Consider the following 23,916-nt stretch of genomic DNA (forward strand, 5'->3'; position numbering starts at 1 on the left):
CGGCGGGCGGTGAGGATTCCTCACCGCCCGCCGGCCTACACGTATACTTGACCCTTGTGCGATCGGCGAACGATCGCAGCGAAAGGCTTCAACGACTGTGCAGATCCTCGAGTTCGTCCTGCAGGTGCTTCTCGGCATCACGAGTCTCCTGCTGACCCTCCTCATCCTGCTCCACAAGGGGCGCGGCGGCGGCCTGTCCGACATGTTCGGCGGCGGCATGACGTCGGCCCTCGGCTCCTCGGGCCTCGCCGAGCGCAATCTCAACCGGTTCACGGTGGTCCTCGCCCTGGTGTGGTTCGCCTCGATCGTCGCGCTCGGCCTGATCACGAAGTTCCAGGCGCTCTGATGGCGACCGGAGGCAACGCGATCCGCGGCACCCGCGTCGGTGCCGGACCCATGGGCGAGCAGGACCACGGCTTCCACGCCGAGCGCGTGGCGGTCTCCTACTGGGACGCCCTCGGCAACGAGACCGTGCGCTACTTCGCGGCGGGCATCCCCGAGGAGGAGATCCCCGACACGATCGACTCGCCGCACTCCGGCCTGCCGGCCGGTCGCGACAAGGAGAACCCTCCGGCCGTCGCGAAGACCGAGCCGTACAAGACGCACCTCGCGTACGTGAAGGAGCGCCGCACCGAGGAAGAGGCTGAGACCCTCCTCGACGACGCACTGAAGCAGCTGCGCGAGCGCCGCGGCCAGGACTGAGTCGCAGACAGACATACGAGAAGAGCGGATGCCGAGGCATCCGCTCTTCTCGTATGTCCGGGGTCAGTACTCCCGGTCGATCAGGTCCGGCGGCACCTGAGCGGCGGCGGCCTGGTCGACGAAGAACGTCGTGCGCTTGCGGCCCTTCGCGCCGGCGGCGGGCACGCTGGCGTAGCTGGCCCCCGCGAGGGCGAGACCGAGGGCGGCCGCCTTGTCGGCGCCCGCCAGCACGAGCCACACCCGCTTCGAGCTGTTGATCACCGGACGCGTCATGGTGATGCGCTCCGGCGGCGGCTTGGGGGAGTCGCGCACCGCGACCACGGCGCGATCCGTGATCTGGATCTCGGAGCGGTCCGGGAAGAGCGACGCGATGTGCCCGTCGGGTCCGACGCCGAGGAAGCACACGTCGAACGACGGCCACGCGCCCTCGGCACCCGGGAAGCGCGCGAGCTCCTCGGCGTACGCCGCAGCGGCGGTGTCGAGGTCGGCGCCGTCGTCGCTCCCGAGGGTCGCGTGGATGTTCTCCTCCGGGATCTCGAGAGCGTCGAGGAAGGCCTCACGGGCCTGGCGATCGTTGCGGTCGGCGTGGCCGAGCGGAACGAAGCGCTCGTCGCTCCACCAGAAGTGCACCCGCGACCAGTCGATGCGCGCCGCGCGCGGATTGCGTGCGGCGGCCGCGAGCACGGCCGCGCCCATCGATCCGCCCGTGAGCGAGATGTGCGCGAGCTTGCCCTCGTCGATCCGCTTGATGACCCGGCTCAGGAAGCGGGGCGCGACCGACTCGGCCAGTGCGGCGGGATCGGAGCTGATGATGACGCGTTTCTCTGCCCAGCCCTCAGGCATGCGTCTCTGTCCCGTTCGTCACCCGAGCACTGCTCATCAGGCTTGCGTCTCCTTCGTCGCCGGGGGGTCGAGCAGCTCCCAACCCTCGGTGATGACTCGACCATACAGGACGTCCGGGTCGAGCCGACGAAGCTCCTCCGCGAGGCATTCGCGCAGCGTCCGGCGGGGGAACGCGAGGTCGTGCGTCGGCTGACCCGGCTGCGTGAGGATGGCCACGCCGGGCGTGGGGCGCTCGAGGAGCACCTCGCCGCTCGGACGCACGAGAGCGACCGACTTGATGCCGTGCGGCCACTCGTCGGCGTCGAGGTACGCCCAGTCGACCGGCACGTCGAGGGTGAGGCGCAGCCACGCCGCCAGGAGCGCGGTGGACGGCGAATCGGACGCCCCGCGCACCCGCACGCCCACGACGGGCTCGTACGGCGGCTGGTCGAGGATCGCCGCCAGCTGCTCGCGCCAGCGCGTCAGGCGCGTCCACGCGAGGTCGGTGTCGCCCGGCGCGTACTGCTCGCCGAGGTCGGCGACCCAGGCCGACGGGTCGGACTTGGTCGCGGCATCCGTGATCCGGCGCTGCGCGATGCGGCCGATCGACGTCTTCGAGATGTGGTCGGGGGTCCGGTTGGGCCACCACACCACCACGGGGGCGTCGGGAAGCAGGAGACCGGTGACCAGGCTCTCGAGGTTCGAGCGGCCGGCGTCTCCGAACGCGCGCAGCGTGACGACCTCGCTCGCGCCGGCGTCGCCGCCGACACGGATCTGCGCGTCGAGGCGGGACTCGCCATCGCCGGAGTCCGGGATCATGAGCACGATGACGCGCATCGGGTGCTCGCGCGACGCGTCGTTCGCGGCCTCGATGACCTCTTCGACGGCGCCTTCACGCGTCAGGATGACGAGCGTCAGCACACGGCCGAGCGCGACCGCCCCGCCCTCCTCGCGCACGTTGACCAGTGCGCGGGAGATCTTGCTGACGGTGGTGTCGGGAAGATCGACGATCACGGGCGCCTCCAGGTGCGGCCATCGCGGGAGAGCATCTCGTCCGCGGAATCCGGGCCCCACGACCCGGGCGAGTACTGTTCGAGCGGTCCGCCCTGGGCGTCCCAGAACTTCTCGATCGGGTCGAGGATCTTCCACGACAGCTCGACCTCTTCGTGCCGCGGGAACAGCGGCGGGTCGCCGAGCAGCACGTCGAGGATCAGGCGCTCATAGGCCTCAGGGCTGGCCTCGGTGAACGCGTGGCCGTAGCCGAAGTCCATCGTGACGTCGCGCACCTGGGCGCCGGCACCGGGCACCTTCGAGCCGAAGCGGATCGTGACGCCCTCGTCGGGCTGCACGCGGATCACGAGGGCGTTCTGGCCCTGACCCGAGGTCTGGCTGCGCGAGAACAGCAGCTCGGGCGCGCGCTTGAACACCACGGCGATCTCGGTCACGCGGCGGCCGAGGCGCTTGCCGGTGCGCAGGTAGAACGGCACGCCGGCCCAGCGGCGCGTGTTCACCTCGAGCGTGACGGCGGCGTACGTCTCGGTCGTGGACTGCGGGTTCATGCCGTCTTCCTCGAGGAAGCCGAGCACCTTCTCGCCGCCCTGCCATCCGCCCGCGTACTGACCGCGGGCGGTCGAGCGCGCGAGGTCGGCCGGGAGCGTGACGGCCGCGAGGACCTTCTCCTTCTCGGCGCGGAGGTCCTTCGCGTCGAACGAGATGGGCTCCTCCATCGCGGTGAGCGCCATCAGCTGCAGCAGGTGGTTCTGGATGACGTCGCGCGCGGCGCCGACACCGTCGTAGTACCCGGCACGGCCGCCGACCCCGATGTCCTCCGCCATCGTGATCTGCACGTGATCGACGTAGTTGCGGTTCCAGATCGGCTCGTACAGCTCGTTCGCGAAGCGCAGCGCCAGGATGTTCTGGACCGTCTCCTTGCCGAGGTAGTGGTCGATGCGGAAGATCGAGTCCGTCGGGAACGCCGACCGCAGCACGTCGTTGAGAGCGCGCGCCGACTCCTGGTCGTGGCCGAACGGCTTCTCGATGACGACGCGGCGCCAGCGGTCGGGCTGGTCGGCGGTGTCGTCGACGAGGCCCGACGCCTTCAGCTGCTCCGCCACGAGCGGGAACGCCTTCGGCGGGATCGACAGGTAGTACGCGTGGTTGCCCATCGTGCCGCGCTCGGTGTCGAGCTTGTCGACCGTGTCCTTCAGACGGCGGAAGGCATCCGGGTCGTCGAACTCGCCCGAGACGAAGCGGATGCCCTGGAGCAGCTGCTGCCACGTCTCGTCGCGGAATTCGGTGCGCGCGTGCTGGCGCACGGCGTCGTAGACGACCTTGGCGAAGTCCTGGTCCTCCCAGTCGCGCCGCGCGAAGCCGACGAGCGCGAAGCCGGGAGGCAGCAGCCCGCGGTTGGCGAGGTCGTAGACGGCGGGCATGAGCTTCTTGCGGGAGAGGTCTCCCGTGACGCCGAAGATGACGAGCGCGCTCGGGCCGGCGATGCGGTTGAGGCGACGGTCTTCGGGGTCGCGCAGCGGGTTGTGCCCGCGCGAGATCTCGACGGTCATGTGGGGATCGAACTCCTACTGTGCCGCTTCGAAGAGCGAGAGCACTTCGATCTGGGGGTCGGTGAGGGTCAGGGTCACGACGGGACGGCCGTGGCCTTCGGCGAGCACGGCCGCGTCGCCCGCGGCCTGCGCCTGGATCAGCTGGCCGAAGGTGAACGGCCGGCCGGGGATCTCGAGGTCGACATCCGTGCGCTCGAGGATCTGCACGAACACGCCGTTCGCCGGGCCGCCCTTGTGGTACTGGCCCGTCGAGTGCAGGAACCGGGGGCCCCAGCCGAACGTGGTCGGGCGGGCGGAGTCCGCGGCGACGAGTTCGCGCAGGCCCGAGAGCTGGCCGAGCTCGAGGCGGTTGACGTACGCCTGGATCGCGACGTAGCCGTCCTCGGGAAGGCGTGCCCAGAGCGCGTCGAGCACACCTGCGACGGTTCCGGATGCTGCGAGCTCGGGGTCCGAGACGCGCACCTCGACGCCCTCCACGGCGAAGGCCGGGGCGGTGGGCTCGGGACGCGCGTCGAGCAGTCCGCGGGCCGCGACCTTGGCGGACTCGACGTCGGGCTGGTCGAACGGGTTGATGCCCAGCATCCGTCCCGCGATCGCCGTCGCGTACTCCCACACCACGAACTGCGCGCCGAGGGAGCCGCTCACGAGGATCTCGCCCTCGTGGTGCTCGAACAGGTGGAACTTCTTGGCCTCGTCGACGAAGCGCACGATCTGCAGATCGGCGGGCTTCGCGTCGACCTCGGGGGAGACCGGCAGCAGGACGACCGGCAGGATGCCGGTGCCCTCCTTGCCCGTCGACTCGGCGACGAGCTGCTCGATCCAGTCCGGGAGCCCCACGATGTGGGTGCCGTCCGTGATGAGGCCCAGCTTGTCCTTGCGCGGCTCGCCACCGGCGATCGCCGCGGCGAGCACGAGCGCCGGGTTGTCGGGGCTGTCGATCGAGACCTCGAGCAGCGACGCCTCGGCCTCGTCGAGGAGCTCCGAGATGTCGGCCCCGGCGAGCCCGGCCGGCACCAGGCCGAACGCGGTCAGCGCGGAGTAGCGGCCTCCCACGTTCGGGTCGGCGTTGAACACCGTGTACCCGTCGGCACGGGCCTCCGCATCCAGCGGCGAGCCCGGGTCGGTCACGACGATGATCCGCTCGGCCGGGTCGATCCCGAGGTCGCGGAAGGCGGCCTCGAACGCGCGCTTGGCGGAGTCCGTCTCGACGGTCGAGCCCGACTTCGACGACACCACCAGCGCGGTGCGCGTGAGATCGCCGGCCTCGGCGTCGCCGTCGATCGCGGCGAGCACCTGGCCCGGCGCGGTCGAGTCGAGGATCACCAGCGGCGCCCCCGAGGTCTGCGTGATGACCTCCGGCGCGAGCGACGAGCCGCCCATGCCCGCGAGCACGATACGGGTCACGTTGCGCGCGTGCAGGCGCTCGCGCAGCGCGAGGATCTCGGGGACGAGCGGACGCGAGACGCTGACGGCCTCGGTCCACCCGAGCCGACGGGATGCCTCGTCCTCCGCCTCGGGACCCCACAGCGACGAGTCGCCGCCGGTGATCCCCGACGCCACCAGGCTCGCGACGAGCCCGGGGAGCGTCGCCTCGACGACCGACTTGACGTGCCCCGACAGGTGGATGTCGAAGCTCATCGGGTGGCCTGGAGTGCGTCCTCGAGGGCCGTCTTCACGGTGCCCTGCAGGTCGTGCCAGGAGGCGATGAACTTGCTGACGCCCTCGTCCTCGAGCACCTGCGTGACGTCGGCGAAGTCGACGCCGACGGCGGCGAGGCGGTCGAACACGTGGTGCGCGGCCTCGTAGGTGCCGGTCACGGTGTCGCCGGCGATCTGACCGTGGTCGAAGGTCGCCTCGAGCGTCTTCTCCGGCATCGTGTTGACGGTGCCGGGGGCGACGAGCTCGGTGACGTACAGCGTGTCGGGGAGGTTCGGGTCCTTGACGCCGGTCGAGGCCCAGAGCGGACGCTGGGCGTGGGCTCCGGCATCCGTCAGCGCCTTCGCGCGGTCGGTGGCGAACTCCTTCTCGTACAGCTCGTACGCGAGGCGCGCGTTCGCGACGCCGGCGAGCGACTTCAGGCCCGCGGCCTCGTCGGTGCCGATCGCGGCGAGGCGCTTGTCGACCTCGGTGTCCACGCGCGAGACGAAGAACGACGCGACGGAGTGGATCTGCGAGATGTCGTGACCGTTCGCCTGCGCCTGCTCGAGGCCCGCGAGGAAGGCCTCGATGACCTCGGCGTAGCGCTCCAGGCTGAAGATCAGCGTCACGTTGACCGAGATGCCCTCGGCGAGCACCGCGGTGATGGCGGGCAGGCCGGCCTTCGTCGCGGGGATCTTGATGTGCACGTTGGGCCGGTCGACCTTCGCCCACAGCTCCTTGGCCTGCGCGATCGTCGCGTCGGTGTCGTGCGCGAGATCGGGGGAGACCTCGATCGACACGCGGCCGTCCACGCCGTTCGTGGCGTCGTAGACCGGACGGAAGATGTCGGCCGCGTCGCGCACGTCGTCGGTCGTGGCCGCGAAGATCGCGTCGTCGACCGACGCGCCCGCCTTGGCGAGCTCGCCGATCTGTTCGGCGTAGGAGTGTCCGCCGCCGCCGATCGCGCCCTGGAAGATCGTCGGGTTCGTCGTGACGCCCGACACGTTGCGCGTCGAGATGAGTTCGGTCAGGTTGCCCGACGTGATGCGCTCGCGCGACAGGTCGTCGAGCCAGATGCTCACGCCTTCGGCGACCAGCTTCTCAGTGGGGGTGCTCATTCTGCCTTCTCCTCGTGCTTACTTCGCCGTTGCGAGTTCGAGTGCTGCCGTGGCCGCGAGGGACTCGCGGGCGGCCTCGACGACGTGCTCGGCGGTGATGCCGAACTTCTGGAACAGGGTCTTGTAGTCGGCCGACGCGCCGAAGTGGTCGATGGCCACGGAGCGGCCGGCGTCGCCGACGATGCCGCGCCATGTCAGCGCGGAGCCGGCCTCGACCGACACGCGCGCCTTGACGGCGGCGGGCAGGACCTTCTCGCGGTAGGCGGCGTCCTGCTCGTCGAACCACTCGAGCGAAGGAGCCGACACGACGCGGGCGTTCACGCCCTCGGCGGCGAGCGCCTCGCGGGCGGCGACCGCCAGCTGGACCTCGGAGCCGGTCGCGATGAGGATCACGTCCGGGGTGCCGTTCGGCGCCTCGGCGAGGATGTACGCGCCCTTGGCGACGCCGTCGGTCGACGCGAAGACGTCACCCGATGCGTCGCCGGTGCCGCGTGCGAACACCGGGATGTTCTGGCGGGTGAGCGCGATGCCCGAGGGGCCGCCCTGACGGCGGACGATCTCGAGCCACGCGGCCGAGGTCTCGTTCGCGTCGGCCGGGCGCACCACCGTGAAGTTCGGGATGGCGCGCAGCGTCGCGAGCTGCTCGACCGGTTGGTGGGTCGGGCCGTCCTCGCCGAGCGCGACGGAGTCGTGCGTCCAGACGAAGATCGACGGGATGTTCATCAGCGCGGCCAGACGCACCGACGGGCGCATGTAGTCGCTGAAGATGAGGAACGTGCCGCCGAACGGACGGGTCGGGCCGTGCAGCTTGATGCCGTTGACGATCGCGCCCATGGCGTGCTCGCGGATGCCGAAGTGCAGCACGCGGCCGTACGGGTCGCCCGACCACTCGTGGGTCGACCACTCGGCCGGGATGAACGACTTCGCGTCCTTGATGGTGGTCAGGTTCGACTCGGCGAGGTCGGCCGAGCCGCCCCACAGCTCGGGCAGCACCGCGGCCAGCGCGTTGATGACGGTGCCCGACGCGGCACGCGTCGAGACGTCCTTGCCGGCTTCGAACGAGGGGAGAGCGGACGCCACGTCTTCGGGCAGATCGCCGGCCTCGAGACGGTCGAACAGCGCCTTGCGCTCCGGGTTGGCCGCGGCCCACGCGTCGAACGAGGTCTGCCAGACGGCGCGCTCCTCGGCGGCACGGTCGGCGAGGGCACGGGTGTGCGCGATCACGTCGTCGGCGACCACGAAGGACTGCTCGGGATCGAAGCCGAGGACCTTCTTCGTCGCGGCGAGCTCGTCGCCACCGAGCGCGGAGCCGTGGATCTTGCCGGTGTTCTGCTTGCCGGGCGACGGCCAGCCGATGATGGTGCGCAGCACGATGAGCGACGGCTTGGCCGTCTCGCCCTTCGCCGCCTCGATCGCCGAGTAGAGCTCCGCGACGTCCTCGACGTACTGCCCGGTCTTCTTCCAGTCCACGACCTGCACGTGCCAGCCGTACGCCTCGTAGCGCTTGGCGACGTCCTCGGTGAACGCCACGTTGGTGTCGTCCTCGATGGAGATCTGGTTCGAGTCGTAGATCGCGATGAGGTTGCCGAGCTCCTGGTGCCCCGCGAGCGACGACGCCTCGGAGGTGACGCCCTCCTGCAGGTCGCCGTCACCGGCGATCACGTAGATGTGGTGGTCGAACGGCGACTCACCCGCGGCGGCCTCCGGGTCGAACAGGCCGCGCTCGTAGCGGGCCGCGTACGCGAAGCCCACCGCCGAGGCGAGACCCTGGCCCAGCGGGCCGGTGGTGATCTCCACGCCCTTGGTGTGGCCGTACTCCGGGTGACCCGGCGTGAGCGAGCCCCACGTGCGCAGCGCCTTCAGGTCGTCGAGCTCGAGCCCGAATCCGCCCAGGTACAGCTGCACGTACTGGGTGAGCGACGAGTGGCCGGCCGACAGGATGAACCGGTCGCGTCCGACCCAATGGGTGTCCGTGGGATCGTGGCGCAGCACGCGCTGGTACAGCAGGTACGCCGCGGGCGCCAGGCTCATCGCCGTGCCGGGGTGGCCGTTGCCGACCTTCTCCACCGCGTCCGCTGCCAGGACGCGGGCGGTGTCCACCGCGCGCCGATCGATCTCATCCCAAGCCAGTTCCGACACCGGGCCGCCTTTCGTTGGAGGTGCGCCCAAGAATGTGGCCGGCTCGCGGCCCTTGTCCGGATGGAGAAGGGGGAATCGGCGACGGGCGCGCGTGTTTCTCAGCATAGCGAAGGGGCATACCGCCTAGGCCATGCAAGCCGTCTATGTGACAGAGTCTTGCGAAGCCCGGGTCGCCGTCGGTGACATCCCGGTGTCGTGGGAGTCACGTTCTGCTCACGCCCGCCGTTCGGACGATGTGATCAGCCGGGCGCCGCTGCACGCGCCTCGCGGGCCGGGCGCGACACGCCGATGCCCTAGACTTGGGGGGATTCTGCAGGCAGCGATTGCGGGGGCCATGGACAGCACGAGAACGGCCGTGACCGTAGCATCTGTCGACGGATCCAGCCGACCTCCGCAGACCTTCGGGCGCACCGTCCGCGCGTACATCGCGCTGATGAAGCCGCGCGTGCTCGAACTGCTCCTGGTGACGACCGTGCCGGTCATGATCCTCGCGCAGGGCGGCTTCCCCGATGTGTGGCTGGTCGTCGCGACCGTCATCGGCGGCACCGCGAGCGCCGGATCGGCCGCCGCGTTCAACATGTACCTCGACCGCGACATCGACGCGCACATGCAGCGCACGGTGAACCGTCCGCTCGTCACCGGCGAGGTCTCGCCGCGGGGCGCGCTGATCTTCGCGTGGTCGCTCGCGGTGTTCTCGACCGTGTGGCTGTGGCTCACCACGAACTGGCTGGCCGCGACCCTGTCGGCCGCCGCCATCTTCTTCTACGTCGTGATCTACACGATGATCCTCAAGCGCCGCACCGAGCAGAACATCGTCTGGGGCGGCATCGCGGGCTGCTTCCCGGTGCTGATCGGCTGGACCGCGGTGACGGGCTCGCTCGCGTGGCCGCCGGTCATCCTGTTCACCCTCGTCTTCCTGTGGACGCCGCCGCACTACTGGCCGCTGTCGATGAAGTACAAGGACCAGTACGAGAACGTCGACGTGCCCATGCTCGGCGCGACGCGCGCCGGCTCGCAGGTGGGCCTCCAGGTCATCCTCTACGCGTGGGCCACAGTCGTGTGCTCGCTGCTGCTGATCCCCGTCGCCGACATGGGTCTCGTGTACACGGTGTCGTCGCTCGTCTTCGGCGGCTGGTTCATCTACGAGTCGCACGTGCTCTACAACCGCGCCGTGCGGGGCACCGAGCCGCGCCCGATGCGCGTCTTCCACGCCTCGATCACGTACCTCACGCTGCTCTTCGTCGCGATCGCGGTCGACCCGCTGCTCCCGTTCTGATCTGACGCAGACGCGAAGAGGCCGCCCCGAACGGGGCGGCCTCAAGGGCGGACAGGCGGAAGGCCCCCCCCCCGGGGGGGCTCCCCTCTTCGTTTGTGCGGGGTGGATCAGCGTGCGGCGACGGATGCCTCGGCCTCGGCGTCGACCGGCTCAGCGGTCTCGGCGGGGGCGGCGTCGGTCTTCGCCTCGGCGGCCTGGGGCTCCTCGGTGGCGGTCTCGGCCTCAGAGTTCCAGTCGATGGGCTCGACGACCTCGACCGGGGCGTGCGGGCGGAGCGTCGAGACGGCGGCGACGCCGAGCGCGATCAGGACGCCGATGACGCCGGCGCCGATGAGGATCGCGCCGAGCTGGGCGATCGACTGGCCGACGTACACGTCGACGCCGGTCGCGGTGCCGTCGGTCAGGGTCGTGGTCATCGAGGCGATCTTGTCGGTGGTGATGAACCAGCCGCCGGCGATCGTCGCGATGGAGACGACGACGAGGCCCCAGAAGGGGATGCTGCGGACGAGACGGGGGCGGGTGGGCATGTGTCGATCACTCCTCGGGATGCGCGACCCGGGTGGTCGCGGCATCCCACCCTCGCAAAGGAGTCCGTGCGACGCCAATCGGGTTGCTATGGATCAGCTGTGGACGGCCTCGGTCGCGGGCGCCTTCAGGTGCAGCACGACGGTCGTCATCGCGGCGGCGGCGAGGGCCGCGAGGACCATGTGGACGCCGACCGCGAGCTCGGGCAGTCCGTTGCGCGCCTGGTACAGCCCGACCGCGATCTGCACGAGTTCGACGCCGAGCAGGACCACGGTCCAGCGCAGCAGCTCCGGAGCGGCCGCGCGGGCCCGCCAGCCGGCGACCACGAGCACGACGGTCAGGGCGAACAGCGTGTAGCCCGGCCACGCGTGGACGTGCTCCAGCAGCTCGGCGTTGAAGCCGTTGCGGCCTGCGTCGGCATCGCCGGAGTGGGGACCGGCGCCGGTGGTCAGCACGCCGAACGCGATGGTGAGCGCCATCGCGAGCGTCGTGACATGCGCCAGCACCGCGTGCCAGCGCGGAACGACGAGCCTGCGCGGTCCGGCGGGCTGCGACATCCGCACCAGGAATGCCGCGGTGACGCAGACCAGCGCGAGGGACGAGACGTAGTGGAAGCCGACGATGAACGGGTTGAGGCCCGTGAGCACCGTGATGCCGCCGACGATGGCCTGCGCGGCGACACCGCCGAGCACGACGACGGCGAGCACGTAGAGGTCGCGGCGCTCTTTGCGGATCTTCAGCACGAGGATCCAGACGGCAAGGGCGATGAGACCTACGACGCCGGTCATGAGCCGGTTGCCGAACTCGATCAGCGAGTGAATGCCCTCGTCGATGCCCGGCAGTGGCACGAGCGACTCCGGAGTGCACAAGGGCCACGTGGGGCAGCCGAGGCCCGAACCGGTGAGGCGCACGGCGCCGCCCGTGCCGATGATCGTCACCTCGGCGATGAACGACAGCCACGCGAACACACGGATCCGCTTGTCGACGCGGTCGGGGAGCCACTGCCAGAAGCGCTGCCGGATTCCGGGGGCGGTGGTCGTGGACTGGGGCGCGGACATGCGGGGGATGCCTCCTGGCAGAGGCTCCACGTGCTGCGCGTGACAGACGGGGCGCGTCCGCGGCGGGGTGGAACCTGTAGAATCGAGGGGTCGGTTGCGCACGCACTTCACAGCGCCGCGCACCACTGACAGTCTAGGCGCGATGGTCGGCGCCGCTTGAGAGGGCCCGAGAAGCGGCATCCCCCCTCCGGTATCTCCACCGGAGAACACGGATGCCGGGACGGATGACACCGCCAGGGCCCGGAGGAGAACGTGACGATGTCTGATGTGCTGATCGATCGCCCTGAGCTTGACGGCCTGGGCGTCTACGAGTTCGGGTGGCATGATGCCGACGCCGCGGGAGCCGTGGCGAAGCGAGGCATCGATGAGGCCGTGGTGCGGGGCATCTCGGCGCTCAAGAGCGAGCCCGAATGGATGCTCAAGACCCGGCTGAAGGGCTATCAGCTGTTCGGCCGAAAGCCGATGCCCACGTGGGGCGCGGATCTCAGCGAGATCGACTTCGACAACATCAAGTACTTCGTGCGGTCGACGGAGAAGCAGGCCGGCTCCTGGGAGGAGCTGCCCGAAGACATCCGCAACACGTACGAGAAGCTCGGCATCCCCGAGGCGGAGCGTCAGCGTCTCGTCGCGGGCGTGGCCGCCCAGTACGAGTCCGAGGTCGTGTACCACCAGATCCGCGAGGACCTGGAGCAGCAGGGCGTCATCTTCATGGACACCGACACCGCGCTGCGCGAGCACCCCGAGTTCTTCGAGGAGTACTTCGGCACGGTGATCCCCGCCGGCGACAACAAGTTCGCGGCGCTGAACACGGCCGTGTGGTCGGGCGGATCGTTCGTCTACGTGCCGCCGGGCGTGCACGTCGAGATCCCGCTGCAGGCGTACTTCCGGATCAACACCGAGAACATGGGCCAGTTCGAGCGGACGCTCATCATCGCCGATGAGGGCTCGTACGTGCACTACATCGAGGGCTGCACCGCCCCGATCTACAAGAGCGACTCGCTGCACTCGGCCGTCGTCGAGATCATCGTGAAGAAGAACGCCCGCGTTCGCTACACGACGATCCAGAACTGGTCGAACAACGTCTACAACCTCGTCACCAAGCGCGCCGTGGCGCACGAGGGCGCGACGATGGAGTGGATCGACGGCAACATCGGCTCGAAGGTCACGATGAAGTACCCGTCGATCTTCCTCATGGGCGAGCACGCGAAGGGCGAGACCCTCTCGGTCGCCTTCGCGGGCCCCGGTCAGCACCAGGACGCCGGCGCGAAGATGATCCACATGGCGCCGTACACGCAGTCGTCGATCGTCTCGAAGTCGATCGCCCGCGGCGGAGGCCGTGCCGGCTACCGGGGCGAGGTCCGCGTCGACGCCAACGCGCACCACTCGGCCAACACCGTGCGCTGTGATGCTCTCCTGGTCGACACGATCTCGCGCTCCGACACGTACCCGGCGATCGACATCCGCGTCGACGACGTGCAGCTCGGCCACGAGGCCACGGTCTCCAAGGTCAGCGAGGAGCAGCTCTTCTACCTGATGAGCCGCGGCATGCCCGAAGACGAGGCCATGGCCATGATCGTGCGCGGCTTCATCGAGCCGATCGCGCGTGAGCTGCCCATGGAGTACGCGCTCGAACTCAACAAGCTCATCGAGATGGGCATGGAAGGATCCGTCGGCTAGATGAGCCCCACCACCGAGGCCCCCACCGTTCCCGGCGCGAAGGGCCACACCGATGGCGCCGGTGCCTTCGTGCCCGTGCAGACCCGCTCCGAGCGACCCTGGTCGTTCGACCCGACCGCCTTCGAGGCGCCCACGGGCCGCGAGGTCAACTGGAAGCACACGCCCGTCCAGCGCCTGCAGCGCCTCTTCACGGATGCCGCCGGCGACGCCGGCGCCGTGTCCGTGGCCGTGACCGGCCCGCTCGCGGCCGCCGGTCTCGCGGTCGGCGCCGCGCCGCGCGGCGAGGTCTTCCAGCCCGAGGACCTGTCCGCGGCCGTCGCCTGGAGCCGCTCCGCCGAAGCCCTGTACGTGTCGGTCCCCGCCGAGGCCGAGCTCGACGAGCCGGTGGTCATCGAGGCCACAGGTGCGGGCGCCGAGCTCCTCGCCCACGGGCACGTCGTGATCGAGGCATCCCGTCACAGCCGCGCCACCGTCGTGCTGCGTCACGCCGGCAGCGCCCAGTTCGCCCAGAACGTCGAGATCATCGTGCGCGAAGGCGCCCATCTCGAACTGGTCACCGTGCAGCGCTGGGACGACGACGCCGTGCACGTCTCGTCGCACCAGGCCCGCGTCGAGCGCGACGCGACCCTCCGCCACGTCGTCGTCAGCTTCGGCGGCGGCATCGTCCGGGTGAACCCGAGCGTCGAGCTGGCGGGCACCGGGTCGCGCGCCGAGCTCTACGGCCTCAGCTACTCCGACTCGGGGCAGCACCTCGAGAGCCAGGTGTATCTGCACCACAAGGGCGCGGAGACGTCGGGCGACGTGCTGTACAAGAGCGCCCTGCAGGGCGCCGCGGCGCGCACGGTGTGGATCGGCGACGTCCTCATCGGGCCGGATGCCGTCGGCACCGACTCGTACGAGGCCAACCGCAACCTCGTCCTCACCGAAGGCGCGCGCGCCGAGTCGATCCCGAACCTCGAGATCGAGACGGGCGACATCCGCGGTGCCGGCCACGCCAGCGCGACCGGACGCTTCGACGACGAGCAGCTGTTCTACCTGCAGGCCCGCGGGATCACCGAGGACGAGGCGCGACGCCTCGTCGTGCTCGGATTCCTCGCCGAGATCGTGCAGAAGATCGGTGTCGAAGACCTCGAGGCGGAGCTGTTCGCCGCCATCGAGGAAGAACTCGCCAAGGAGGCCGGCCTGTGACCGCTCAGCGTGTGTGCGCCCTCAGCGACCTCGTCCAGGACGAGGCCACGCGGGTCGAGGTGGACGGCGTCGCGATCGCCGTCGTGCTCGACTCGAACGGCGAGGTCCACGCGATCGGCGACGTCTGCACCCACGGCGACATCTCGCTGTCGGAAGGCTTCGTCGACGGCGAGTCGCTCGAATGCTGGGCCCACGGCTCGGCGTTCTCGCTGCGCACCGGCAAGCCCCTCAACCTCCCCGCGTACGAGCCGGTCCCGGTCTTCGCGGTCACCGTCGACGGCGATGACGTGCTCATCGACGCGACCGTCAAGCTCGAAGTGAACTGAAGAAGGTACTGAAGAATGTCTGTTCTCGAGATCCGCGACCTCCACGTGACGGTCGAGACGGATGCCGGCACCACGCCGATCCTCAATGGTCTGACGCTCACGATCCGCACGGGTGAGACCCACGCGATCATGGGCCCCAACGGCTCGGGCAAGTCGACGCTCGCCTACACGATCGCCGGACACCCCAAGTACAACGTCACGAGCGGCTCGATCACGCTCGACGGCGAGGACGTCCTCGCGATGTCGGTCGACGAGCGTGCCCGCGCGGGCCTGTTCCTCGCGATGCAGTACCCGGTGGAGATCCCCGGCGTCACCGTCACCAACTTCCTGCGCACCGCGAAGACCGCGATCGACGGCGAGGCGCCCTCGATCCGCACGTGGACGAAGGACGTCAAGGCGTCGATGAAGAACCTGCGCATGGACCCGAAGTTCGCGTCGCGCAACGTCAACGAGGGCTTCTCCGGCGGCGAGAAGAAGCGCCACGAGATCCTCCAGCTCGAGCTGCTCAAGCCGCAGATCGCCGTGCTCGACGAGACCGACTCCGGCCTCGACGTCGACGCGCTGAAGATCGTGTCGGAGGGCGTGAACCGCGCCAAGGCGGAGACCGACCTCGGTGTGCTGCTCATCACGCACTACACCCGCATCCTGCGCTACATCGCACCCGACTTCGTGCACGTCATGGTGAACGGGCGCATCGTCGAGGAGGGCGGCCCCGAGCTCGCCGACCGCCTCGAGGACGAGGGCTACGACCGCTTCCTGCCTGCGGGCGAAGTGGAGTCGGCCGAGGCCCCCGTCGGCAGCGAAGCGTAGGATCGACCTTATGACGGCGACGCTCACCCCTGAGAAGTACGACGAGGTGACCGAGGCTCTCAAGGACGTCATGGACCCCGAGCTCGGGATCAACGTCGTCGACCTCGGCCTCATCTACGATCTCGCATGGGACGACGAGAACGACGCGCTGGTCATCCACATGACCCTCACGTCGGCCGGGTGCCCGCTCACCGACGTGCTCGAGGAGCAGACGGCCCAGGCCCTCGACGACATCGTCGAGCGGTTCCGCATCAACTGGGTGTGGATGCCGCCGTGGGGCCCCGAGCGCATCACCGACGACGGGCGTGACATGATGCGCGCGCTCGGCTTCGCGATCTGACGTCTCCCTCGCACGAACCGGGATGGTCGCGCCGCGCGCCTGAACCTGCCACACTCCCCACATGGAGGCGAACAGGTCACGGCGGCTGAGCGGTATCGGGATTCTGCTGGTCTTGGGGCTGATCGCGACAGGCTGCACCTTCGCGCCGGCGGCGTCGCAGCCGACGCCGTCGTCCTCGCAGCCGGAGGTGAACGCGGATCCGAGCGTGGATTCGCTCGCCACGGTGACCGCCGATCAGGTCGACGCCGCGGTGAAGGATCTCCCCGACGCCGTGCGTGACGCGATGGACCTGTCCGGCACGCCGGGTGTCGGCGTGGGCGTGGTCTACGACGGCGAGGTCGTTTTCGCCGAAGGCTTCGGCGTGCGCGATGTCGATTCGGGTGACGCCGTGGATGCCGACACGGTGTTCGCGATGGCGTCGGTCTCGAAGTCGCTGGGGGCCACGGTCGTCGCCCGCGCGATCGACGAGGGCATCGTCACCTGGGACACGCCCGTCGCCGCGAACCTCGACGGCTTCACGCTCTCAGATCCCTATGCCGGCGAGAACGTGACGATCGCCGACATGTACGCGCACCGGTCGGGGCTGTACGAGCACGCCGGAGATGAGCTCGAAGAGATCGGGTACGACAGGGCCGAGGTGCTCGAGCGACTGCGCTTCGTGCCCCTCGAGCCGTTCCGGGCCGTCTATCACTACGGGAACTTCGACATCACGGCCGCCGGCGAATCGATCGCCCGCGCGGCGGGGGAGGACTGGGCGGACCTCTCGGAGCGCCTCCTCTACGCGCCGCTCGGCATGACCTCCACGTCGTCGCGCTTCGCCGACCTGGAGTCGCGCGAGAACCGCGCCCTCGGCCACATCCAGCAGGACGGTGAGTGGATCGTCAACCCCGAGCAGCGTCAGCCCGATGAGCAGTCACCGGCCGGCGGGGCGAGCTCGAGCATCGCCGACATGCTCACCTGGACGACGATGCTGCTCGCGGCCGGGGAGCAGGAGGGCGACGTCTTCATCGAGCAGTCCTCACTGCTTCCGGCGATGTCGCCGCAGATGATCATGGGCGCGCCCACCCAGTTCGGCGCGCGGGCGGGCGCGTACGGATACGGCTTCAACGTGTCGACGTCGGTGGGTGGCATGGTCGACGTCAATCACTCGGGCGCGTTCGCGATGGGGACCGGAACCATCGTGAAGATGCTCCCCGCTGCGGGCCTCGGCATCGTGGTGCTGTCCAACGCCGCCGCGAACGGCGTCGCAGAGGGCGTGGCCTCGCGGTTCATGGACATCGCGCAGTTCGGCGAGGAGCGGCGCGACTGGGTGACGTTCTGGAACGGCGTCTTCGAGCGGTTCAACGCGCCGTTCGGCTCGCTCGTGGGCGAGGAGCCGCCGAAGGACCCGGAGCCGGCTCGCACGCTCGCGGAGTACGCGGGCGCATACGCGAATGAGTACTTCGGCGCGGCCGAGGTGGCGATCGAGGGCGACGACCTCGTGCTGAGGCTGGGACCGACCGGCGAGTGGCCGCTCGAGCACTGGACGGGTGACGAGTTCGTCTTCCGCCCTTACAGCGAGAACGCGAACCCCGGGAGCATCTCGAAAGCGACCTTCACCGGCGACACCCTCGTCCTGGAGTACTTCGACCAGCACGAGCTCGGCACCTTCACACGGTGACTCACTCGGGGGCGCGATCGCCCCGGCTCGGTAGGGTCGAGGGGTGAGCGTCACCCCCCTTCGAGCCCTGCCCATCGACGAGCTGCGTCAGCGCACGAGCACGAAGTGGCGCAAGTACGGGGAGGACGTCCTGCCGTTCTTCGTCGCCGAGACGGACTACGCCCTGGCGCCGGCGATCACCGAGGTGCTGACGCGGGCCGTGCAGCTCGGCGACACCGGCTACACCCCGCCGGAGCCCGGCGTGCGCGAGGCGTTCGTGGGCTTCGCCGCTCGTCGCTGGGGCTGGAACGTCGATCCGGCCCACGTCTTCTGGACCGGCGACGTGATGATGGGCGTCGTCGAGATCCTCCGCCGCGTGATCGAGCCCGGCGACCGCGTCGTCGTGATGCCGCCGGTGTACCCGCCGTTCTACGACACCGTGGAGGAGGCGGGCGGCGTCGTCGAGCGCGTGCCGCTCGTCGAGGGATCCGACGGGTGGGAGATCGACCTCCTCGGCGTCGAGGCCGCGCTGGCCGGCGGCGCGCGGGCGGTGCTGCTGTGCAACCCGCACAACCCCACCGGCACCGTGCACACGCGCGAGACGCTGGCGGCGCTGGCCGACATCGCCGAAGGGTTCGGAGCGACCGTCATCAGCGACGAGATCCACGGGCCCCTGACCTACGCCCAGAAGCCGTTCACGCCCTTCCTCTCGGCGTCCGAATCCGCGGGGCGCGTCGGCTACGCGGTGACCAGCGCGAGCAAGACGTTCAACCTGGCCGGCCTCAAATGCGCCGTGATGGTGGCGGGTGGCGACCCCCAGGCCAAGGAGCTGCGTGCCCTGCCCTGGGAGGTCGAGTGGCGCACCGGCCTGTTCGGAGCGCTCTCGAACGTCGCCGCCTACTCGGCCGACAGCGACGAATGGCTGGCGAGCCTGCTCGCGGCCCTCGACGCGAACCGGATGCTGCTGGCCGACCTCCTCGCCGAGCACCTTCCCGAGGCGCGCTACCTGCCTCCCGATGCCGGCTTCCTGGCGTGGGTCGACCTCTCCGCATACGGCTGGGGCGAGAACCCCGCCGTCAAGGTGCTGCGCGATGCGAAGGTGGCGCTGCACCACGGCCCGCTGTTCGGCACCGAGGGCAAGGGCTACGTCCGCATCAACTTCGGCTGCGACCCCGACCTGCTCCGCGAGGCGGTGGAGCGCGTCGGCGCCCTGGCGCGATCGTGACGGCTGAGCCGGAGTCCGCGCCCGCCACCGGGATCTGGCAGGGCCGATTCGTCTGGGTGACCGTCGGCGCCGTCGCGCTCATCTTCCTGGCGGCGATGCAGTCGCTCGCCGTCACCACGGTGATGCCGGTGGTGAGCGCCGATCTCGACGGCGAGCGCCTGTACGCCGTGGCGTTCGCGGGCACCCTGGCGACCAGCGTCATCGGCATGGTCGCGGTCGGCGCGTGGTGCGACCGCGGCGGCGTGCTCGCCCCGCTCAGCACCGCCGTCGCGCTGTTCGTCGTGGGCCTGCTCATCGCCGGATTCGCCTTCACGATGCCGGCGCTGGTCGCGGGCCGCCTGGTGCAGGGCCTCGGCACCGGCGGGCAGACCGTGGCCCTCTACGTGGTCGTCGCCCGCGTGTACCCGGGCGCCATGCACGGCCGGGTCTTCGCCGCGTTCTCGGCGGCGTGGGTCGTCCCGTCGCTCATCGGCCCGTTCCTCGCCGGGGCCGTGACGGAGTTCCTGCACTGGCGGTGGGTGTTCCTCGGCGTCGCGGCGCTCACCGTCGTGGCGTTCGCGATGGTCGTCGCCCGGCTGCACGGACTCCCGCTCGACACCGATGAGCCGTCGACGGCCCGCATCGCCCCGCGCCTGGCGTGCGCGGTCGCGGTGGCGGTCGGCGCGCTCGGGCTCAGCCTCGCGGGCGAACTCGGAGCGTGGGCATGGGCGGCGGTGGCAGCATCCGTCGTCGTCATCGGCCTCGCGTCACGGCCCTTGCTGCCGCGCGGCACGCTCGTGGCCGCGAGAGGGCTGGCGAGCGTCGTGCTGATGCGCGGGCTGATCGCGGGTGCGCTGTTCGGCGCGGAGATCTACGTGCCGTATCTGCTGATCGACGGCTACGGGTTCTCGCCGACGTGGGCGGGGCTCGGGCTCACGGCCGCGGCGCTCGCGTGGGCAGTCGCCGCCGACGTGCAGGGGCGCTTCGGCGACCGCCTCGGCAACGCACGCATCACGCTCATCGGCACCGCGCTGCTCGTGACGGCGCTGCTCGTCGCGGGGGCGACCGCGCTCCTCGGGCTTCACCCCGCCGTGCTCATCGCGGGATGGGGTCTGGCGGGCGGCGGCATGGGTCTCATGTACCCGCGTCTGACCGTGCTGACGCTCGCGTACTCGACGCCGCAGAATCAGGGCTTCAACTCGTCGGCGCTGTCGATCTCGGACGCCGTCGGCTCGGCGTCCTCGATCGCGGTCATGGGCCTCGTCTTCACCGCGCTCGTGGGGACGGATGCCGGCTTCCCTGCGGTGTTCGGCATCGCCGTGGTGCTCGCGCTCGGCGCGCTGATCCCGGGCCTCAGGCTCGGGCACGCGCACGAGGCGGCGCGACGCGCCTGAGCCGGCGGAAGTGCGTCAGTTCTCCGCTCGACCCAGACGCCAGTAGCCCATGAACGCGACGGCGCGGCGGTCGACGCCGCGCTCGGTGACGAGGTGGCGGCGCAGGGCCTTGATCGCACCGGCCTCGCCGGCGAGCCACGCGTAGAGGCGCGCGCTCTTCAGCGCCGCCCCGCCCTTGGCCGTGCGCGGCACCTCCCACAGGATGTCGGTATCGATGTCGACCTCCTCGACGTCCGCGCCGGCGCCCGCGGGAACCAGTCGGGCCGCGGCATCCGTCACCGTCTCCACGAGGTGCGCGTGACGCTCGCCGTCCGCGCGCGCGCCGATGCGGTACTCGAACCCGGGATGCTGCGGGAAGTAGGCGGCGTCGTCGGCGTGCGGCAGCTCGACCGCGACCACTCCGCTGGCGTCGCGGGGGAGCTGCTCGAGGATCGCGGCGATCGCGGGCGCCGCGGTCTCGTCGCCGGCGAGCAGGATCGAGTCGACGCGGGCCGGGGGCACGAAGTCGATGCCGAAGCTCACGCCGCTGTGGGCGGTGGTCGGCGCGAAGATGAGCACCTCGTCGCCCACCTGCGCGCGATCGATCCAGTCGGAGGCGGGGCCGATCACGTCGTGCGAGACCATGTCGACGTCGACCTCGCTGAGGTGGTTGCGCACGTAGCGCGTCGTGTAGGTGCGGAACGGCAGGCGCTGCTCCTCGGGCAGCTCGCGCCACTGCGTGTACCAGTCGTCGCCGAGGGGCATCGCGTCGAGGCCGAGCGTGCGGGTGGGGAACACGATCTTGATGCGCTGGTCGAGCCCCGGGTCGCCGTAGTCGGCGAGGTCGCCGCCGCCGAAGGTGAAGCGGCGGAAGCTGGGCGTCACATCGGCGATGGCCGTCACGCGCGCACGGAAGAAGCGCGAGGGCGCGTCGGTGTCGGTCATCTTCAGGCTCCTGTCGGCAGGGGAGTGGGGGCCGCGGCGAGCGGGGCTGCGGCGGCGGACACGCGGGGCGACACGTGATGCCGGCCGCGGGGGAGGACGATGGGCGAGCCCGACACGGGATCGGGCACGACGAGAGCGTCGAGGTCGAAGACCTCGCGGATGAGCTCGCCGGTCATGACGTCGCCGGGTGCGCCGCTCGCGACGACGCGGCCGGACTTCAGGGCGAAGAGGTGGTCGGCGTACCGGGCCGCGAGGTTCATGTCGTGCAGGACCATCACGATCGTCGTGCCGCGGTCGCGGTTGAGGTCGGTGAGGAGGTCGAGCACCTCGACCTGGTGCGCGACGTCGAGGAAGGTCGTGGGCTCGTCGAGCAGCAGGATGTCGGTCTCCTGTGCGAGTGCCATCGCGATCCACGCGCGCTGGCGCTGTCCGCCCGACAGCTCGTCGACGGACCGGTCGGCGAGCTCCTCGATGCCCGTGGCGGCGAGCGCCTGCGCGACGACCTCGTAGTCGTGCGAGCTCCAGCGTGCCAGCAGCTTCTGGTGCGGGTGCCGCCCGCGACCGACGAGGTCGGCGACGGCGATGCCCTCGGGAGCGATCGGGCTCTGGGGAAGGAGCCCCAGGGTGCGCGCGATCTCTTTCGTCGCGCGGCCGTGCAGGGCCTTGCCGTCCAGGATGACCTGGCCGTCACGCGGCGAGATGAGACGCGCGAGCGCGCGCAGGAGGGTCGACTTGCCGCACCCGTTCGCGCCCACGATCGCGGTGATCCGACCGGGCGGGATCACGAGGTCGAGACCCTCGACGATCGTGCGGTCACCGTACGACAGCGTCAGGCGCTCCGCCGACAGGCTGTGGGATTCGGTCATAGCGAGCCTCCGGAGCGGTTCGTCCTGATGAGGAGGTAGATGAGGAAGGGTGCGCCGAGCACGCCGGTGACGACCCCGACCGGGTAGCGGCTGTCGAATGCGAACTGTCCCAAGAGGTCCGACAGCTGCACCAGGAGCGCGCCGACGAGGGCGGACGGCAGCAGCAGCGAGCCGCCGGGGCCGACGATGCGCGCCGCGATGGGGCCGGCCATGAATGCGACGAACGCGATCGGACCGGTGGCGGCTGTCGCGAACGCCAGCAGCGCGACCGCCGCGACGATCACCACCACTCGCGTGCCCTGAAGACGGACGCCGAGGCTCGCGGCCGCGTCGTCGCCGAGGCGCAGGACATTCAGGTCGCGACCCTTCGCCAGCAGCGCAGGCACGAGCACGACGCTCGCGATCGCGAGCGGGAGCACCGTGGACCAGGTCGCTCCGTTCAGGCTCCCGGTCAGCCAGCGCATCGCCGCCTGCAGGTCGTAGGCGGGGGCCTTGGAGAGCACGTAGGTGACCGCCGCGTCGAGCATGGCGGCGACGCCGATGCCGATGAGGATCAGGCGCGTGCCGGCGAATCCGCCCTTGTTCGAGAGCAGGTAGATGGCGAGGGCGGTCGCGAGGCCGCCCACGACGGCGAGCACGGACACCGCGGTCTCGCTGAGCGACAGGATGACGATGCCGAACACCGCCGCCGCGCTCGCACCGGCGGTGATGCCGATGATGTCGGGCGACGCGAGCGGGTTGCGCAGCATCGTCTGGAACGTCACGCCCGCGATGCCGAACGCGAATCCCGCGAGGATCGCGAGGACCGCGCGCGGGAGGCGCAGCTCGCCGACGGTGAACGAGGCGCCGGGGACGGCCTGCCCGAGGATGACACGGACGACCTCGTCGAGGCCGTAGAACGTCTGCCCGATCATGAGCGACGCGACGAAGACCAGCACGACGCCGGCCGCGAGGGCGGCTGTCACGACGACGCGGCGACGGCTGCGGCGCCGTCGTCCGGCGATGACCGCCTGCGCAGCGGGACGGAGGAGGGTGTCGGCGCTCACAGCTCTCGCACCTTCTGCCTGCGGACGATCCAGATGAAGAACGGGGCGCCGACGAGCGCCGTGAGGATGCCGACCTCGATCTCGTCCGGCCGGGCGATGACCCGGCCGACGATGTCGGCGGCGACGAGCAGCACCGCTCCGGCGACCGCCGAGAACGGGAGCAGCCAGCGGTGATCGGTGCCGACGAGCAGACGGCACAGGTGCGGGATGATCAGGCCCACGAAGGCGATCGGACCCGCGATGGCCACCGCAGCACCGCACAGGATGACGGCGCCCGCCGACGCGATGAGCCGGGTGCGCAGGACGTGCTCGCCGAGGCCCGTCGCGACGTCGTCGCCGAGCGCGAGCGAGTTCATGCCGCGTGCGCAGACGAGGGTGATCACCGCGCCGACCGCCAGGATGGGGAGGATCGTCGCGATGCGATCCCAGGTCGCGCCGCCGACCCCGCCGATCTGCCAGAACCGGAAGGTCTCGAGCAGATCGACGCGGGGGAGGAGCACCGCGCTCACGAGCGACATGAAGGCGGCCGAGGTCGCGGCACCTGCGAGCGCGAGCTTGAGCGGCGTCGCGCCGCCCCGGCCGAGGGAGCCGACCGTGTAGACGAAGACGGGGGGGGCGCCCCCGGCCGTGGGTGGGGGCGGCCGGGAAGGGGGGGGGGGCGGC

At 70.4% G+C, this 23,916-nt stretch carries 23 protein-coding genes; 11 read left to right on the forward strand and 12 right to left on the reverse strand.

From position 1 onward, the window contains the following. Window positions 1-97 precede the first annotated feature (97 nt). On the forward strand, window positions 98-346 hold the full coding sequence (gene secG / locus ACLBXX_RS19585; protein ID WP_045298839.1) for a preprotein translocase subunit SecG: 249 nt from the start codon (window positions 98-100) through the stop codon (window positions 344-346). Then, complete coding sequence (locus ACLBXX_RS19590; RefSeq protein WP_056367156.1) at window positions 346-702, forward strand: RNA polymerase-binding protein RbpA; 357 nt, start codon at window positions 346-348, stop codon at window positions 700-702. Before secG ends, ACLBXX_RS19590 begins: the two co-directional genes overlap by 1 nt. Window positions 703-765: 63 nt before the next feature. On the opposite strand, the gene pgl is transcribed toward ACLBXX_RS19590, so the two are convergent. The 6 genes from pgl to tkt are packed head-to-tail and all read right to left on the reverse strand — an operon-like array spanning window position 766 to window position 8,980. Beyond that, window positions 766-1,545 (reverse strand): 6-phosphogluconolactonase, encoded by a 780-nt coding sequence (gene pgl, locus ACLBXX_RS19595; RefSeq protein WP_387138166.1) that lies wholly within the window; start codon window positions 1,543-1,545, stop codon window positions 766-768. A gap of 36 nt (window positions 1,546-1,581) precedes the next feature. Continuing rightward, window positions 1,582-2,538 (reverse strand): glucose-6-phosphate dehydrogenase assembly protein OpcA, encoded by a 957-nt coding sequence (locus ACLBXX_RS19600; protein ID WP_387138163.1) that lies wholly within the window; start codon window positions 2,536-2,538, stop codon window positions 1,582-1,584. Beyond that, window positions 2,535-4,085 (reverse strand): glucose-6-phosphate dehydrogenase, encoded by a 1,551-nt coding sequence (gene zwf / locus ACLBXX_RS19605; RefSeq protein ID WP_310290474.1) that lies wholly within the window; start codon window positions 4,083-4,085, stop codon window positions 2,535-2,537. Before zwf ends, ACLBXX_RS19600 begins: the two co-directional genes overlap by 4 nt. Window positions 4,086-4,100: 15 nt before the next feature. Further along, complete coding sequence (locus ACLBXX_RS19610; RefSeq protein ID WP_447659399.1) at window positions 4,101-5,723, reverse strand: glucose-6-phosphate isomerase; 1,623 nt, start codon at window positions 5,721-5,723, stop codon at window positions 4,101-4,103. Beyond that, window positions 5,720-6,841 carry a transaldolase gene (gene tal / locus ACLBXX_RS19615; protein WP_447659400.1) on the reverse strand — a complete coding sequence of 374 codons (1,122 nt, stop codon included), beginning with the start codon at window positions 6,839-6,841 and terminating at the stop codon, window positions 5,720-5,722. The genes ACLBXX_RS19610 and tal overlap by 4 nt, the downstream gene beginning before the upstream one ends. A gap of 18 nt (window positions 6,842-6,859) precedes the next feature. Continuing rightward, the gene (gene tkt, locus ACLBXX_RS19620; protein ID WP_447659401.1) at window positions 6,860-8,980 is read right to left on the reverse strand and encodes a transketolase; all 2,121 of its coding nucleotides are present in this window, start codon (window positions 8,978-8,980) and stop codon (window positions 6,860-6,862) included. 355 nt (window positions 8,981-9,335) lie between these two features. Here tkt and ACLBXX_RS19625 point away from each other — a divergent pair, with 355 nt between their 5' ends. Continuing rightward, window positions 9,336-10,256 (forward strand): heme o synthase, encoded by a 921-nt coding sequence (locus tag ACLBXX_RS19625; protein WP_447659402.1) that lies wholly within the window; start codon window positions 9,336-9,338, stop codon window positions 10,254-10,256. Window positions 10,257-10,363: 107 nt separating this feature from the next. Here ACLBXX_RS19625 and ACLBXX_RS19630 read toward each other — a convergent pair whose 3' ends face one another. Next, on the reverse strand, window positions 10,364-10,783 hold the full coding sequence (locus ACLBXX_RS19630; RefSeq protein ID WP_447659403.1) for a dinucleotide-utilizing enzyme: 420 nt from the start codon (window positions 10,781-10,783) through the stop codon (window positions 10,364-10,366). Window positions 10,784-10,876: 93 nt separating this feature from the next. After that, window positions 10,877-11,839, reverse strand: a complete 963-nt coding sequence (locus ACLBXX_RS19635) for a COX15/CtaA family protein (protein ID WP_447659404.1) — start codon at window positions 11,837-11,839, stop codon at window positions 10,877-10,879. Window positions 11,840-12,097: 258 nt separating this feature from the next. Between ACLBXX_RS19635 and sufB the strand changes: the two genes are divergently transcribed. The 8 genes from sufB (at window position 12,098) to ACLBXX_RS19675 (ending at window position 20,417) form a co-directional block, all read left to right on the forward strand. Continuing rightward, window positions 12,098-13,516: a Fe-S cluster assembly protein SufB gene (sufB, locus tag ACLBXX_RS19640; RefSeq protein ID WP_310290495.1), complete on the forward strand. Its 1,419-nt coding sequence runs from the start codon at window positions 12,098-12,100 to the stop codon at window positions 13,514-13,516. Continuing rightward, window positions 13,517-14,704 carry a Fe-S cluster assembly protein SufD gene (gene sufD / locus ACLBXX_RS19645; protein WP_447659405.1) on the forward strand — a complete coding sequence of 396 codons (1,188 nt, stop codon included), beginning with the start codon at window positions 13,517-13,519 and terminating at the stop codon, window positions 14,702-14,704. Continuing rightward, a complete protein-coding gene (locus tag ACLBXX_RS19650) occupies window positions 14,701-15,030 on the forward strand; it encodes a non-heme iron oxygenase ferredoxin subunit (RefSeq protein WP_045298814.1) in 330 nt (109 codons plus the stop codon). Before sufD ends, ACLBXX_RS19650 begins: the two co-directional genes overlap by 4 nt. A 15-nt stretch (window positions 15,031-15,045) precedes the next feature. Then, window positions 15,046-15,840 (forward strand): Fe-S cluster assembly ATPase SufC, encoded by a 795-nt coding sequence (gene sufC, locus ACLBXX_RS19655; RefSeq protein WP_387138135.1) that lies wholly within the window; start codon window positions 15,046-15,048, stop codon window positions 15,838-15,840. A 10-nt stretch (window positions 15,841-15,850) separates the two neighbouring features. Continuing rightward, window positions 15,851-16,180 carry a metal-sulfur cluster assembly factor gene (locus ACLBXX_RS19660; RefSeq protein ID WP_045298811.1) on the forward strand — a complete coding sequence of 110 codons (330 nt, stop codon included), beginning with the start codon at window positions 15,851-15,853 and terminating at the stop codon, window positions 16,178-16,180. 61 nt (window positions 16,181-16,241) lie between these two features. Further along, window positions 16,242-17,840 carry a serine hydrolase gene (locus ACLBXX_RS19665; protein ID WP_447659406.1) on the forward strand — a complete coding sequence of 533 codons (1,599 nt, stop codon included), beginning with the start codon at window positions 16,242-16,244 and terminating at the stop codon, window positions 17,838-17,840. A gap of 43 nt (window positions 17,841-17,883) precedes the next feature. Continuing rightward, window positions 17,884-19,044, forward strand: coding sequence for a MalY/PatB family protein (locus tag ACLBXX_RS19670; protein ID WP_447659407.1), 1,161 nt, complete (start codon window positions 17,884-17,886; stop codon window positions 19,042-19,044). After that, window positions 19,041-20,417: an MFS transporter gene (locus ACLBXX_RS19675; protein ID WP_447659408.1), complete on the forward strand. Its 1,377-nt coding sequence runs from the start codon at window positions 19,041-19,043 to the stop codon at window positions 20,415-20,417. Before ACLBXX_RS19670 ends, ACLBXX_RS19675 begins: the two co-directional genes overlap by 4 nt. A 15-nt stretch (window positions 20,418-20,432) precedes the next feature. On the opposite strand, the gene ACLBXX_RS19680 is transcribed toward ACLBXX_RS19675, so the two are convergent. The 4 genes from ACLBXX_RS19680 to ACLBXX_RS19695 all read right to left on the reverse strand — a co-directional run. Then, window positions 20,433-21,341, reverse strand: a complete 909-nt coding sequence (locus tag ACLBXX_RS19680; protein WP_447659409.1) for a siderophore-interacting protein — start codon at window positions 21,339-21,341, stop codon at window positions 20,433-20,435. Between the two features lie 2 nt (window positions 21,342-21,343). Next, window positions 21,344-22,207 (reverse strand): ABC transporter ATP-binding protein, encoded by an 864-nt coding sequence (locus ACLBXX_RS19685; RefSeq protein WP_387138119.1) that lies wholly within the window; start codon window positions 22,205-22,207, stop codon window positions 21,344-21,346. Next, entirely contained in the window at window positions 22,204-23,253 is a 1,050-nt protein-coding gene (locus ACLBXX_RS19690) for a FecCD family ABC transporter permease (RefSeq protein ID WP_447659410.1), read from the reverse strand. Before ACLBXX_RS19690 ends, ACLBXX_RS19685 begins: the two co-directional genes overlap by 4 nt. Further along, a partial coding sequence (locus ACLBXX_RS19695) for a FecCD family ABC transporter permease (protein ID WP_447659411.1) occupies window positions 23,250-23,916 on the reverse strand: 667 nt, incomplete at its 5' end. The genes ACLBXX_RS19690 and ACLBXX_RS19695, both read right to left, overlap by 4 nt.

The organism is Microbacterium sp. C23T, from assembly GCF_053345975.1.